Origin of the sequence: Actinoplanes sp. NPDC048988, from assembly GCF_043197815.1 — a bacterium.
Lineage (GTDB): Bacteria > Actinomycetota > Actinomycetes > Mycobacteriales > Micromonosporaceae > Actinoplanes.
Window position 1 is genome coordinate 746,445 of the sequence record NZ_JBICTW010000001.1, and the last position, 14,097, is coordinate 760,541.

Here is a 14,097-nt window from a genome sequence, read left to right on the forward strand (position 1 = left end):
AGTGGTGCTGGTGACGCCCGGTCAGCGGGCGCCCAGGGGGATCCCGGCCTCGTAGACGGCCGAGCCCACGGCTTCGAAGTCCGCCGGTGCGACCACCGGGAAGACCTGGAACGGGAAGACGAACATGCCGGCACCCGACGAGACGCCCAGCACGAGCGCGAGCTGGGTTCCCTCCCGTTCGAGGCCGCGGATCACGTGCGCCATCCGAGTGGTGGTGATCGAGTTGGCGAGCAGGTCGGCCCGCACCTCGCCGGCGGTGGTCAGCTTGCGGTCGCTGAGCCCGGAGACCAGCGGCACCGCCGGATCGGTGAACGTCATGCCGGCGACGTGCGGGGCGATCCAGTCGTGGCGGAACTGCTGCAGCGGGCTGTGGCCGCCACCGAGCACGGTGACCACGTTGACCAGGCCGGCCGGCTTCTCGGCGGCGAGTTCGCGCAGCGCGTCGACGTAGCCGGAGAACATGTACATGCCGTTGCGGCCGTCGATGAACTGACCGATCTCGCAGGCGAGGTCCACGCCGGCGCGGCCGCCGATGAAGCCCTCGACGCCTTCGTCGTGCGGCACCACGCAGACGGCGATGCCCTGCGGCGGCTCGCCCTCCGGGTGCAGCGGGGACGAGGTGGCGTGCCGCAGGTACTCGAAGAACTCGCGGCGGTCGATCGCACCGGCGATGGTCGCGCCGATCTGGAAGCCGAGGCTGGAGCCGCCGATGATGTCGGGCCGGATGCCGCGGTCGGCGAGCACGTCGGCGATGCCGATCGAGTACGCCGCCTGGCGCGCCTCGGCGACGAAACGCAGATCGGGGTGGGCCGAGACGTCGCCGGAGTGGAAGGCCGCCGTGAAGTCCTCGGTCAGTATACGGTCGGGCGATATCCCCGTCCATTCGGCGACCTGCGCGAACCAGTCACGAATGGCCGGAAAGCTGTCGTAGAGCGCCCGGCCGGGGGCCTCCATCGCCATTCCGCCGCCGAATGTGTAGGCAAGGGCCATGTGCATAACCTTTCTTCGAGCGGGACGACCGGCAAGGGGCGGAATGCGCCGCCGCGGGCCACGGTAGGCGGCCCGGCTGCCAGCGGCCTTGCAGTGCGCTTGTACGGCCGCCGGCGCTCAGCGGGCGGCCGGGAAAGCGGCGAGGCTGCTCTCGACGAGTTTCTGCGCGGCATCCTGGATCATGTCGCCGATCGGGCCGACGACCGGACCGCCGGTGAGCTCCATGTCGATGGAGAGGACGCTGCCGGCCGCACCGGCGGTCACCTGGTAGACGAGCCGGGCGGCCACTCCGGTCGTACCCTGGCCGGACAGTTCGAGCAGCTCACGGCTCTTGACGGTGACGATCTCCCAGTCCACCGTGGCCGGTGGCCCGAGGATCGCGACGCTCTCCTTGAAGGTGGCGCCCTCCGCCGGGCGCTCCGGCGGCTCGGCGATCCACTGCTTGTGAAAAGCGACCCATTGTGGCTGCCGCCGCAGGTCGGTGAGCGTGCGCCACACCGCCTCCGGGGATTCCGAATACTCGGCGCTTGCTTGTGCGCGTGCCATCGACGACTCCTCGAATTCATGTCGGGAAATGCAACGTACGCCGCCGCCGGCCGCTATTTGAAGACCCGATCATCGGAATGCAAGGCGGTTGCCAGCGCATCACAAGAATGGATTAATAAGCTACGTATCAGGGCGCACCCCTAACCCCGACCCCTCCGGCCGTGCCGCTGTTAGGGGTTACCGGCGTCCGGACGCCGCCCCTAGCGTCGATCTCGTCCGACACGGCAACGGCCCGCCGGCAGCACCGCGGCCCGGGCCGCGACGCTCGTGATGATCGGGGGATGACCATGAAGTTCCGCATCCTCGGTCCGGTGGAGGCCGGCACCGACAGCGGAGAGACGATCGCGGTCGGCGGCCCCAAGACCAAGACGCTGCTCGCCGCCCTGGTCGTGAACGCCAATCAGACGTTGCGGATCGACTGGCTGTCGGACGCGATCTGGGACGGCGAGCCACCGCCGACCGCCGCGGCCACCCTGCACTCGTACGTCTGCCGGCTCCGGTCCCGCCTGGCGGCGACCGGCCCGGACGGCGCCGACCGGATCCGCACCGACGCGGACGGATACCGGCTGCGGGTGGAGCCGGGCGAACTCGACTCCGAGCTCTTCCAGGACCTGATGGACCGGGGCCGGGCCGCGGCCGAGCAGGGCCGCCCGGACGAGGCCTGCGACCTGCTCAAGAGTGCCCTCAAGTGCTGGCGAGGTCCCGCGCTGGCGAACATCAGCGCCAAGTTCGCCGAGGTCTACGCGGTGTCGCTGGACGAGTCGCGGGTCGCCGTGATGGCCGAGTGGCTGGAACACGAGCTGAGCCTCGGCCGGCACCAGGAGGTCGTTCCGGAGCTGCGCGTGCTGACCCAGCGTTATCCGCTGCGCCAGCGGCTGGTCCGGCTGCTCATGCTGGCCCTCTACCGCTGCGGGCAGCAGGCCGAGGCGCTGCACGTCTTCCGCGCCGCCCGGCACGCCCTCGTCGAGGAGCTGGGTGTCGAGCCCGGATCCGCCCTGCAGGCGCTGCACCAGCAGATCCTCAACAACGACGCGGTACTGGAGCATCGGCACAGCGCGGACACCGCCGGGCGGCACAACCTGCCGCCGGACGTCGAGGACTTCACCGGGCGCACCGACGAGGTGCACCGGCTGCTCGAAGTGATCACCCCGGACGACCCGAGCCGCACGGCGTTGCTGGTCAACGCGGTGAACGGCATGCCCGGCGTCGGCAAGACGGCCCTCATGGTGCACGTCGCCCATCTGCTGGCCGACCACTACCCCGACGGGCAGCTCTTCCTCGAGCTGCACGGCCACCGGCCCGATCGGCGGCCGCGCGACCCGGCGGACGCGCTCGGCGCGCTGTTGCTGCTGCTCGGCGTGGGCGAGCAGGCGCTGCCGGCGACTCTCGAACAGCGCGCCGCGATGTGGCGTACGCAGCTGATGCACCGCCGTGTCGTGGTGGTGCTGGACGACGCCGCGAGCCTGGCCCAGGTGGAGCCGCTGCTGCCCGGCAGCCGCAACTGCCTGGTGCTGATCACCAGTCGCGGGCGGCTGGACGGCCTGCGCACCCGGCACACCATGACCCTGGAGCCGATGTCCGAACGGGACGCCGGGATGCTGCTGGGACGGATGCTGGGTGAGGCACGCACGGCCGGCGAGCCGGACAACGTCGGCATCCTCGCGAACCTCTGCCACCGCCTTCCGCTGGCGCTGCGCATCGTCGGCGCCCGGCTCGGCAACCGCCCGTCCTGGCGGCTCGGGGATCTGATCGAACGGCTGCGCGACCCGGACGGGCTGAACCGGCTGTCCACGGCGACCTTGAGCCTCGACGCGAGCTTCGCCGAGTCGTACCGCCGCCTGCACGCCACGCAGCAGCGGGTGATCACCCTGCTCGGCGCCCACCCGGCGGAGAGCTTCGACGTCGGCGCGGCGGCCATGGCGGCGGCGCTGGACCCGGCCGAGGCCGAACGCGTGCTGGAGTCGCTGGTGGACGCCAACATGCTGGAATCCCGCGGCATCGGCCGGTATGCGATGCACCCGCTGCTCCGTGACTACCTTCTCGGCACCGGGACCGGCCGCGACGATGCGGCCCGGCCGCGGAACAGGGCGGAAGCCCGGACCGGCGCCACCCGGCTGCCCGCCACGGCGGCGGCGGCCTGAGCCGGGCCGGTCCGCGCGGCGGGCCGGCCGACGTAACTGGAGGTGTTCCCCTTGACCCAGCTCCACGTCTCATCGCCCGACGAAGCCGTCACCGCGACCCTGGAAGGCGGTCCCGTCGACATCCCCGCCGACCAGCGGCGGATCACCGTCGCCGCCGCGGACCGGAAGGTGAAGGTGCCGTACTACGGCGGCTATGAGCATTTCGAACGTGCCGACGAAGCGTCCGCCGGCAGTCCCCTGGTGTTCCGCTGGACGATGCGGACGACCATCGCCGAGTGACGCGACGAGCCGGAGGCCGGGTAGCGCGAGCTACCCGGCCTTTCGCTGTGCCCTGGCGCGAGGCCCCGCACAACCCGGGCCGCCGCCACCGTGTGCTCCGGTGGCGGCGGCCGGTGCGATCAGCGGGGCAGGTCGCCGAACTCCTGGTCGATGATGCTGAGCAGTTCGTCCGCCGTGGTTCCGGCGATGTCGGCCTCGGCGCGTTCCGGTGCCGTCGCGGCCGCGGCCTCCCACCGGCCCAGCAGGGCCCGCAGCCGACCGGCGACGGCCTTGCGGTCGTCGGCGTCGCCCGCCCCGGTGAGCAGCCACCGTTCCAGCGCGTCCACGTCCGGGGCCGCGGCGGCGCCGCTGTCCGCCCCGCCGATCTGCGCGGACAGGTGCTCGGCGAGCGTGGCGGGCGCGGGGTAATCGAAGATCAACGTGGCCGGGAGGCGCACTCCCGTGGCCGCCGTGAGCTGGTTGCGCAGCTCCACCGCGGTCAACGAGTCGAACCCCACGTCCTTGAAGGCGCGGTCGGCCCGGATACTCGCGGTGGACCCGTGCCCGAGCACCGCGGCGGCCGCCTCACGCACCACCTCGGTGAGCCGGACGACCCGCTCCGCGGGAGGCAGCGTCCGGAAATCCGGCCGGTCCGGGCCAACGGCCGGCCGTACGGTGGCGCCCGCGTCCGCCGGTCCCGCGGCCTTCTTCTCGGCCCTGGCCACCACCACCGTGCCGGCATCGAGCCGCAGCGCCCGGTCGAAGAGCGTCAGGCCCTGCCGCGCCGACAGCGGAAGCAGGCCGGCCCGGCGCATCCGGTCGCGATGCGCCGCGCCGAGCTCCGCGGTCATCCCGGCCTCGGCGTCCCACGGCCCCCACGCCAGCGAGCCGGCGGCCAGGCCGGCCGCCCGGCGGTGCGTGGACAGGGCGTCGAGGAACGCGTTCGCCGCGGCGTACGCGCCCTGCCCGGCGCCGCCGAAGGTGCCGGCGATCGAGGAGAAGAGCACGAAGGCGGCGAGCTCGTGCTCGCGGGTCAACTCGTGCAGGTTGATCGCACCGTCCACTTTAGGGCGCAGCACGGCCCGTAGCCGTTCCGCGGACAGCGAGCTCACCACGGCGTCGGCCACGATCCCGGCCGCGTGCACGACCGCGGTCAGCGGACGCTCGGCCGGCACGGCGGCGAGCACCGCGGCCAGCTCGTCGCGGTCGGCCACGTCGGCCGCGGCCACGTCCACCTCCGCCCCGGCCGCCGTCAGGTCGTCGATGAGTTCGGGCATGCCCTCGGCGGACCGCCCGCGCCGGCCCACGAGCAGCAGCCGGCGGACGCCGTGTGCGGTCGCGAGGTGCCGCGCCACCAGACCACCGAGCCAGCCGGTGGCCCCGGTCACCAGCACCGTGCCGTCGCCCCAGCCCGGTTCGGCCAGGCCCGGATCGCCGGGCGAGGGTTCGGCGGCCGGGACCCACCGGGGCGCCGACACCTCGCCACCGCGCAGCGCGAGCTGGGTCTGTTCGCCGTGCAGGGCGGCCGCCACCGCGTCGGGCAGCGCCCAGACCGAGTCGGGATCGTCGTCGATGTCGAGCAGCACGAACCGGCCCGGATGCTCCTGCTGGGCCGAGCGCACCATGCCCCACACCGCCGCCCCGCCGGGCGCCGGCACCTCGCGGACGGCGCCGCTCGTCACCACGATCAGCGGCACGCCGGAGCGCTCCCCGGCCAGCCAGTCGCGCAACGTACGCCGGGCCTCCTCCGTCACCTCGGCGACCGCGTCCGGCTCCGGTACGCCCTCGCCGGTGCCGGGCACCGCCCAGAACACCGCGTCCGGCACCGGAGCGCCCGCGGCGTCCCGTTCGGCCAGGCCGGCGTGCGCGAGCACCTCGGCGTCCGGCGCGCCGGCGAGCCGGCGGACGAGCTCGGGGTCCCCGAACGCGTCCCAGCGCGCGCCGCCGGCCGGCAGCCCGGCGGTGTCGACCGTCTCCCACGCCGCGCGCAGCAGGACCTGCTCGCCGGTGTCGCTCAGCGCGTCCTCGGGCAGCTCGCGCAGCGTCAGCTCCTCGATCGTGAAGACCGGCGCGCCGTGCTCGTCGGCCGCGACGACGGCGACCGCACCGTTCCCGGCCGCCCGGATTTGTACCCGCAGCGACCGGGCTCCCGGCCGGTACAGGGTGACACCACGCCAGGAGAAGGGCAGCCGCGGCCGGCCACCGGCCGGCAGGAACGCGCCGAGCCCGATGCCGTGCAGGGCCGCGTCGAACAGCGCGGGGTGAATGCCGTACCGGTCCGGGTCGAGCGTCTCGGGCAGCCGTGCCTCGGCGCCGATGTCGCCGCCGATCCGCCGGGCCGCGACCAGGCCCTGGAAGGCCGGCCCGTAGCGGAATCCGGTACCGGTCATCGCCGCGTAGTGGTCGCCGAGCGGGAGAGGCTCGGCGTCCGGCGGCCACAACGGCACGTCGCCGGGGTATGCCGGCTGCGGTGTCAGCACCCCGGAGGCATGCTGGGCCCACGCCTCCTCGGCGCCGTGCCGGCGCGCATGGACGGCGACCGTCCGGCGCTCGTCACCGTCGGGCTCCCCCACCACGACGCGCAGCACCACCTCGGCGCCCTCCGCCAACACGAGCGGTGCGGTGAGGGTCAGCTCCTCGACGTGCGCCGCGCCGACCCGAGCCCCGGCGGCCAGCACCATCTCGACGAACGCCGTGCCCGGCACGACGACCGAGCCGGCGACCGCGTGGTCGAGCAGCCACGGGTGGGTACGCGCGGACACCCGGGCCGAGAACGCGTGCTCGCCGGTGCCGGGCAGGTCGAGCCCGGCGCCGAGCAGCGGATGCCCCGGATCCGAGAGTCCCAGGGAAGTCGGGTCGTCGCCCGGCACCGATGCCAGCCAGTAGCGCCGCCGCTGGAACGGATATGTGGGCAGAGCCACCGGCGCGGCCGGCGCGGCTCCGAGAACCGCCGCCCAGTCCGGCTCGGTCCCCCGCGCGACCAGGGCGGCGACGGCGGCCATCAGGCTCTCCGCCTCGGGTCGCCCACCGCGCTGCACCGCCACGCAGGTCACCTCGCCGTCGGACGCGGCCAGGCAGTCCTGGGCCGGCGCGGTCAGCACCGAGTCGGGCCCGACCTCGAGGAACGTGTCGGCGCCGAACCGCCGCAGGGCCGCGACCCCGTCGGCGAAGCGGACCGCCTCGCGGACGTGCCGGGTCCAGTACTCGGCGGTGCGCAGGTCGTCGCCGGTCGCCAGGGCGCCCGTGAGGGCGGACAGCACCGGGATCCGGGCCGGCTCGTAGGTGAGATCCTCCGCGACCCGGCCGAACTCGGCGAGCATCGGCGCCATCAGCGGCGAGTGGAACGCGTGACTGACCCGCAGCCGCTTGACCCGGCCACCGCCCTCGGCGACCGCGTCGGCCACCGCGCGGACCGCGGCCTCCACACCGGACACCACCACCGATCGGGGCGCGTTCACGGCGGCGACGGCGGCCTCGTGCTCCCGGCCGGCCAGCAGCTGCCGAACGGTGGCCTCGTCCGCTTCCACGGCCATCATGGCGCCGCCCGGGGGCAACGCCTGCATGAGGCGCCCCCGGGCCGCCACGAGCCGGCACGCGTCAGCCAGCGAGAGGATCCCGGCCACGTGGGCGGCGGTGATCTCCCCGATCGAGTGGCCGCCGACCGCTTCGGGCGTCACCCCCCACGCGCTGAGCAGCCTGAACAGTGCCACCTCGACCGCGAAGAGCGCGGCCTGCGTGTATTCGGTGCGGTGCATCGGGTGGTCGGCGTCTGGGGTCTCGGCGTCGAAGAGCACGTCCCGCAGCGGCCGGTCCATATGCGGGTCGAGGTGCGAGCACACCTCGTCGAGCGCCTCGGCGAAGACGGGATGGGACACGTAGAGCTCCCGGCCCATGCCGGCCCGCTGCGCGCCCTGCCCGGAGAAGAGCGCGGCCAGCTTGCCGGAGCGCGCCGTTCCCGGCCACACGCCGGCCCGCGGGCGACCGTCCTCGATCGCGGTGAGCCGCTCCAGGAGCTCGCCGGTCTCGGCGCCCACGAGCACCGCCCGGTGCTCCAGCGCGGCCCGGGTGGTGGCGAGCGCCACGGCGACGTCGCGGGCCGGCGGCAGCGGCCGGCCGGTCAGGCTCTCGCGCAGGCGCCGGGCCTGGTCCCGCAACGCTTCCGGGCCGGCCGCGGAGAGCAGCCAGGCGACCGGTCCGGCCGGGGTCCCGGCCGGCGGCTCGGCGGGTGCGCCGCCGGGTCCCTGCTCGAGGATCACGTGGGCGTTGGTTCCGCTGATGCCGAAGGCCGAGACGCCGGCCCGGCGCGGGCGGCCGGTCTCGGGCCAGGCCACGGGGTCGGTGAGCAGACGGACGCCGCCGGAGCTCCAGTCCACGTGCGGGGTCGGCTCGTCGACGTGCAGCGTGCGGGGCAGCTCGCCGTGCCGCATCGCCATGACCATCTTCACGATCCCGGCCATGCCCGCCGACGCGGCCGTGTGGCCGATGTTCGACTTGACCGAGCCCAGCCACAGCGGTGCGCCGTCACGGTCCTGGCCATACGTCGCGAGCAGCGCCTGCGCCTCGATGGGGTCGCCCAGGGTGGTGCCGGTGCCGTGCGCCTCCACCGCGTCGACCTCGCGCGGCGTCAGACCGGCCGACGCGAGCGCCTGCTGGATGACACGCTGCTGCGACGGCCCATTGGGGGCGGTGAGCCCGTTCGAGGCGCCGTCGGAGTTGACCGCCGAGCCGCGCACCAGCGCCAGCACCCGATGCCCGTTGCGCCGGGCGTCGGAGAGCCGCTCCAGCACGAGGACGCCGACGCCCTCACCCCAGGCGGTGCCGTCGGCGGCCGCGGCGAACGGCTTGCACCGTCCATCCGGCGCCAGCCCGCGCTGCCGGGAGAACTCCACGAACGCCTTCGGGCTGGAGAGCACGGCGACGCCGCCGGCCAGCGCCAAGGAGCACTCGTCGCGGCGCAGCGCCTGCGCCGCGAGGTGCAGCGCCACCAGCGACGAGGAGCACGCCGTGTCCACGGTCAGCGCCGGGCCCTCGAGCCCGAAGAGGTAGGCGACGCGGCCGGAGGCCACGCTCGCCGCGTTGCCCGTGCCGAGGTATCCCTCGGCGCCGGGCGGCGCGGTGGCGGCCCGATCGGCGTAGTCGCCGCCGGCCACGCCGGCGAACACCCCGGTCCGGCTGCCGCGCAGCCGGCGTGGATCCACCCCGGCCCGTTCCAGCGCCTCCCAGGTCGTCTCCAGCAGCAGCCGCTGCTGCGGGTCCATCGCCAGCGCCTCGCGCGGGCTGATGCCGAAGAAGTCCGCGTCGAAGTCGGCGGCGCCGTCGAGGAAAGCGCCGTGCCGCACGTACGAGGTGCCGGGGTGATCCGGGTCCGGGTGGAACAGCCGGTCGACGTCCCAGCCACGGTCGGCCGGGAAGCCGGTCACCGCGTCGGTCTCGTCCTGGACCAGCCGCCAGAGCGCCTCCGGGGAGTCGGCGCCGCCGGGGAACCGGCACGCCATCCCCACGATCGCCACCGGCTCGTCGGCCGGTGCCGCCGCCGTGGGCGCGGTGGCGGCCGAGGAGCCGTCGGGCAGCAGCTCGGCCAGCAGGTGACGGGCGAGGACCTCGGCCGACGGCTGGTCGAAGACGATCGTCGTGGGCAGCCGCAGCCCGGTCGCGGTGGTGAGCCGGTTGCGCAGCTCGACGGCGGTCAGCGAGTCGAAGCCGAGGTCGCGGAAGGCCCGTGACGCCGTGACCGCGTCGGCCGAGGAGTGCCCGAGGACCAGGGCGGCCTGGGTCCGCACGAGCGAGAGAAGCTCGCCGCGCCGCTCGCCGTCGGTGAGCTCGCGCAGCCGTTCACGCAGCGCGGAGGCGCCGTCCTCGGCGGCGGCCGCCGGCGCACGCAACGCCTCCGCGACCTCCGGGATGTCCTCGATCAGCGGCCGCCGCCGGGCCAGCGTGAAGGTCGGCACGAACCGCGCCCAGTCCACATCGGCCACCACCGCGGTGGCGTCGTCGCGGCCCACCGCGTCGGCGAGGGCCCGGACGGCCCGCTCGGGCGCCATCGGCCGCACGCCGCGCCGGCGCAGCAGCGCGTCGGCCTCGTCGTCGACCATGCCGCCGCCCGCCCAGCTGCCCCAGGCCACCGAGGTGGCGACGGCACCGCGAGCGCGGCGCGCCTCGGCCAGGGCGTCGAGGTAGGCGTTTCCCGCCGCGTAGGCGCCCTGTCCGGCACTGCCCCACACCGCGGCCCCGGACGAGAAGAGCACGAAGGCGTCCAGCTGCTCGCCGTCGAGCAGGGCGTCGAGGTTGCGGGCGCCCTCGACCTTGCCGGAGACGACGCTCGCCATCTCGCCGGCATCGGTGTCGGCCAGCATGGTGAACTGGCCGACGCCGGCGGCGTGCACCACGGCCGAGACCGGGCCCACCTCGTCCAGGAGCGCGGCCAGCGCCGCCCGGTCCGCCACGTCGCACGCGGCCACGGTGACCTCGGCGCCGAGCGCGCGTAGCCGGTCACGCAACTCGGAGGCGCCCGGCGCGTCCGGGCCGCGACGGCTGGTCAGTACCACATGCCGGACCCCCGAACGGGCCAGCCAGGTGGCGACCTCACCGCCGATGGCACCGGTGCCGCCGGTGACCAGGACGGTGCCGCGCGGCTGCCAGGGCGTCCCGGCGTCCGGCCCGGTCCGGGTCCGGACCATGCGGCGCGCGTACGCCCCGGAGGAGCGCACCGCCACCTGATCCTCGTCGCCGGTCAGCAGGGCCGCGAGCCGTTCGACGCCGTCACCGAGGCCGGCCGGCAGATCGGCGAGGCCGCCCCAGATCTCCGGATGCTCGAGCGCGGCCACCCGGGCCAGGCCCGCGACCGCGGCCTGATCGGGCACCGGCGGCGGGTCCGAGCGACCCACCGACACCGCGCCCTCGGTGAGCACCCACAGCGGTGTGCGGCGCCCGAGGCCGGCCAGCGCCCGGATCAGCGCCAGGGTGCCGGTCAGCGCCCGCCCCGGATCGCCGAGGGCCAGCAGAGAGAACACTCCGTCTACGTCCAGGTCGCCGAGGAGACCGGCGAGGACGTCCTGGTCGCCCGTCTCCGGCACCACCACCGGGCGCGCGCCGAGCGACGCCACCAGTGGCTCCAGCCGGTCCGCGGCCGTTGCGGGCACCAGGGCGGCCCAGGATCCGGTCGCGGGCGGGGCGGCCGTCGGCGGCATCGGCTTCCACCGCACGTGGTACCGCCAGGACCGGACCGCCGACTCCTGCCGCCGGTCGCGCCGCCACTCGCTCAACTCGGGCAGCACCAGGCGCCAGGCGTCGAGGCCGGCGTCGACCCGGAGCACGCGGCCGAGCTCGGCCAGGTCACCGCGCTCCACGGCGTCCCAGAAGGCCGGCTCGCTCTCGTCCGGGGTGCCGGAGGCCGGGGCCGCCGGGCGCTGCTCGTCCAGCCAGTGCCGGGTGCGCTGGAACGCGTACGTGGGCAGCTCCACCGGCGCGAAGGTTCCGCCGAGCACCGCCGTCCAGTCGACCGGCAGCCCGCGGGTGGCCGCCTCGGCCGCGGACCGGATCATCCGTTCCACGTCGTCCTCGTCGCGGCGCAGGGTGCCCACTGTGGCACCGGGCCGGCCGGCCGCCTCGATCGTCTCCTGGATCGCCGGCAGGAGCACCGGGTGCGGGCTCACCTCGACGAAGACGCCGTACCGCTGATCGAGGGCGGCCCGGACGGCCCGCTCGAACTCGACCGTCTCGCGCAGGTTGCGGCACCAGTACTCCGGGGTGAGCCCGGTGGTGTCGAAGGGCTCGCCGGTGACCGACGAGAGGAACGGCACCCGGGCCGCCCCCGGCTCGACACCGGCGAGCAGGCCACGGATCTCGCCGGTGAGCTCGTCGACGTGCGGCGAGTGCGAGGCGTAGTCCACCGGCACCCGCCGGGCACGGATCCCTTGCTCGGCGCAGCGGGCGATCAGCGCGTCGAGCGCGCCCGGCTCGCCGGCCACGACCACGGCGCCGGGGCCGTTGACGGCGGCCAGGTGCAGCTCCAGGCGATCCCGGTCGATCCATTCCCGCAGCGTGCCGGCGGGCAGGGCGAACGACACCATCCCGCCCCGGCCGGCGATGCCCCGCAGGGCCCGGCTGCGCAGGGCGACCACCTTCGCGGCGTCGTCGAGGGACAGGGCGCCGCAGACGTACGCGGCGGCGATCTCCCCTTGCGAGTGACCGATCACGGCGGCCGGGCGCACCCCCAGCGACTCCCACAGCTCGGCGAGCGAGACCATGACCGCGAACAGGGCCGGCTGCACGACGTCCACGCGGTCCAGCGGCGGCGCGCTCGTCTCCTGCCCGAGCACCGCCGTCAGCGACCAGCCGGTGTGCGGGTCCAGCGCCGCGGCGCAGCGCTCGATGCTCGCGCGGAAGGCCGGCACCCGTTCGGCGAGCCGCCGCGCCATGCCGGCCCACTGCGAGCCCTGACCGGGAAAGACGAAGACCGGCCCGGAACCGGGCACCACGGAGCCGAGCACCACCTGGGGCGCCTCCCGGCCGGCGGCGAGCGCCTCCAGCGCGGCGGTCCGGGCGCCGGCGTCGGCGGCGAGCACCACGGCGCGGTGTTCGAAACCGCTGCGGGTCGTGGCGAGCGCCGCGGCCACCCGGCGCGGGTCGGTACCGTCCGGCGCGGCCGGCGCGAGGAGCCGGGCGGCCTGGCCGGCCAGCGCCTCGGGCGTCCGGCCGGAGAGCGGCCACGGCACGGTCGGTGAGCCGCCGAACGGCTCGGCCGCCGGCGCCCCGGCCTCCGGGGACGGGCCGGTGTCCTGCTCGAGTATGAGGTGGGCGTTCGTGCCGCTGACGCCGAAGGCCGACACCGCCGCGCGGCGCGGGTCCTCGCCGGCGGGCCAGGGGCGGCTCTCGGTCAGCAGCGACACCGCGCCCGCCGACCAGTCCACGTGCCGGCTCGGCCGGTCGACGTGCAGCGTCTTGGGCAGAACGCCGTGCCGCATCGCCATGACCATCTTGATCACGCCGGCCACTCCGGCCGCCGCCTGGGTGTGCCCGAGATTCGACTTGACCGAGCCGAGCCAGAGCGGGCGGTCCGCCGGCCGGCCGGGCCCGTACGCGTCGAGCAGCGCCTGCGCCTCGATCGGGTCGCCCAGGGTCGTGCCGGTGCCGTGTCCCTCGACCACGTCCACCTGGTCGGCGGCGACACCGGCGTGCACCAGCGCCTGCCGAATGACGGCCTGTTGGGCGAGCCCGTTCGGGGCGGTCAGCCCGTTGGAGGCGCCGTCCTGGTTGACCGCCGAGCCGCGGATCACGCCGAGCACCCGGTGGTTGCGGCGGCGCGCGTCGGAGAGCCGTTCCAGCAGCACCATGCCGGCGCCCTCGCCCCAGCCGGTGCCGTCGGCCGCGTCGGCGTACGCCTTGCACCGCCCGTCCGGTGACAGCCCGCGCTGGCGGCTGAACTCGACCAGCACGGCCGGGGTCGACATCACCGCCACGCCGCCCGCCATCGCCATCGAGCATTCGCCGAGCCGCAGCGCCTGGCAGGCGAGGTGCATCGCGACCAGCGACGACGAGCAGGCGGTGTCGATCGTGACCGCCGGGCCCTCGAGGCCGAGCGTGTAGGCGATCCGGCCCGAGGCGACGCTGGTCGCGGTGCCGGTCAGCAGGAAGCCCTCCGCACCGGCCGGCACGGCGTCCAACCCGTCGCCGTAGTCCCGGCCCGAGACGCCCACGAACACGCCGGTCGCGCTGCCCCGCAGGGCGCGCGGGTCCAGGCCGGCCCGCTCGACGACCTCCCACGAGGTCTCCAGGAGCAGCCGCTGCTGCGGGTCCATGACCTGCGCCTCGCGCGGCGAGATGCCGAAGAAGCCCGGGTCGAAGTCGGCCGCGTCGTACAGGAAACCGCCCTGCCGGGTGTAGCAGGTGCCGGAGCGTTCGGGATCCGGGTCGTAGAGCGCGTCGAGGTCCCAGCCCCGGTCGGCCGGGAAGTCACCGACCGCGTCGGCGCCCCCGTCGACCAGCCGCCACAGCGCCTCCGGCGAGTCGACACCGCCCGGGTACCGGCACGACATGCCCACGATCGCGATCGGCTCGCGTTCGCGGTTCTCCATCTCCAGCAGCCGCTGCCGCGCCCTGTGCAGGTCGTTGGTGACCCAGCGCAGGTATTCGCGGAGCTCCTCTTCCTTCGCCATTGCCACCC

General features: G+C 75.1%; 4 protein-coding genes and 1 pseudogene. 2 read left to right on the plus strand and 3 right to left on the minus strand.

Features of this window, described 5'->3' with window-relative positions:
- Positions 1–21 precede the first annotated feature (21 nt).
- Complete coding sequence (locus ACGFJ7_RS03350) at positions 22–990, minus strand: hypothetical protein (RefSeq protein WP_392640603.1); 969 nt, start codon at positions 988–990, stop codon at positions 22–24.
- A 117-nt stretch (positions 991–1,107) separates the two neighbouring features.
- Positions 1,108–1,536, minus strand: coding sequence for an SRPBCC family protein (locus ACGFJ7_RS03355; RefSeq protein WP_392640606.1), 429 nt, complete (start codon positions 1,534–1,536; stop codon positions 1,108–1,110).
- A 281-nt stretch (positions 1,537–1,817) separates the two neighbouring features.
- Between ACGFJ7_RS03355 and ACGFJ7_RS03360 the strand changes: the two genes are divergently transcribed.
- Both ACGFJ7_RS03360 and ACGFJ7_RS03365 read left to right on the plus strand, forming a co-directional pair.
- Positions 1,818–3,677 (plus strand): BTAD domain-containing putative transcriptional regulator, encoded by a 1,860-nt coding sequence (locus ACGFJ7_RS03360; protein WP_392640611.1) that lies wholly within the window; start codon positions 1,818–1,820, stop codon positions 3,675–3,677.
- Between the two features lie 51 nt (positions 3,678–3,728).
- Positions 3,729–3,956: a DUF5988 family protein gene (locus ACGFJ7_RS03365; RefSeq protein WP_360242639.1), complete on the plus strand. Its 228-nt coding sequence runs from the start codon at positions 3,729–3,731 to the stop codon at positions 3,954–3,956.
- A gap of 119 nt (positions 3,957–4,075) precedes the next feature.
- On the opposite strand, the pseudogene ACGFJ7_RS03370 reads toward ACGFJ7_RS03365, so the two are convergent.
- Positions 4,076–14,089, minus strand: a pseudogene (locus ACGFJ7_RS03370) (type I polyketide synthase); the annotation flags it as partial.
- Between the last annotated feature and the right edge of the window lie 8 nt (positions 14,090–14,097).

Excerpts from the sequence above, each read along its gene's own strand:
- ACGFJ7_RS03350 (WP_392640603.1), bottom strand. The coding sequence starts at position 990 with ATGGCCCTTGCCTACACATTCGGCGGCGGAATGGCGATGGAGGCCCCC.
- ACGFJ7_RS03355 (WP_392640606.1), bottom strand. The coding sequence starts at position 1,536 with ATGGCACGCGCACAAGCAAGCGCCGAGTATTCGGAATCCCCGGAGGCG.
- ACGFJ7_RS03360 (WP_392640611.1), top strand. The coding sequence starts at position 1,818 with ATGACCATGAAGTTCCGCATCCTCGGTCCGGTGGAGGCCGGCACCGAC.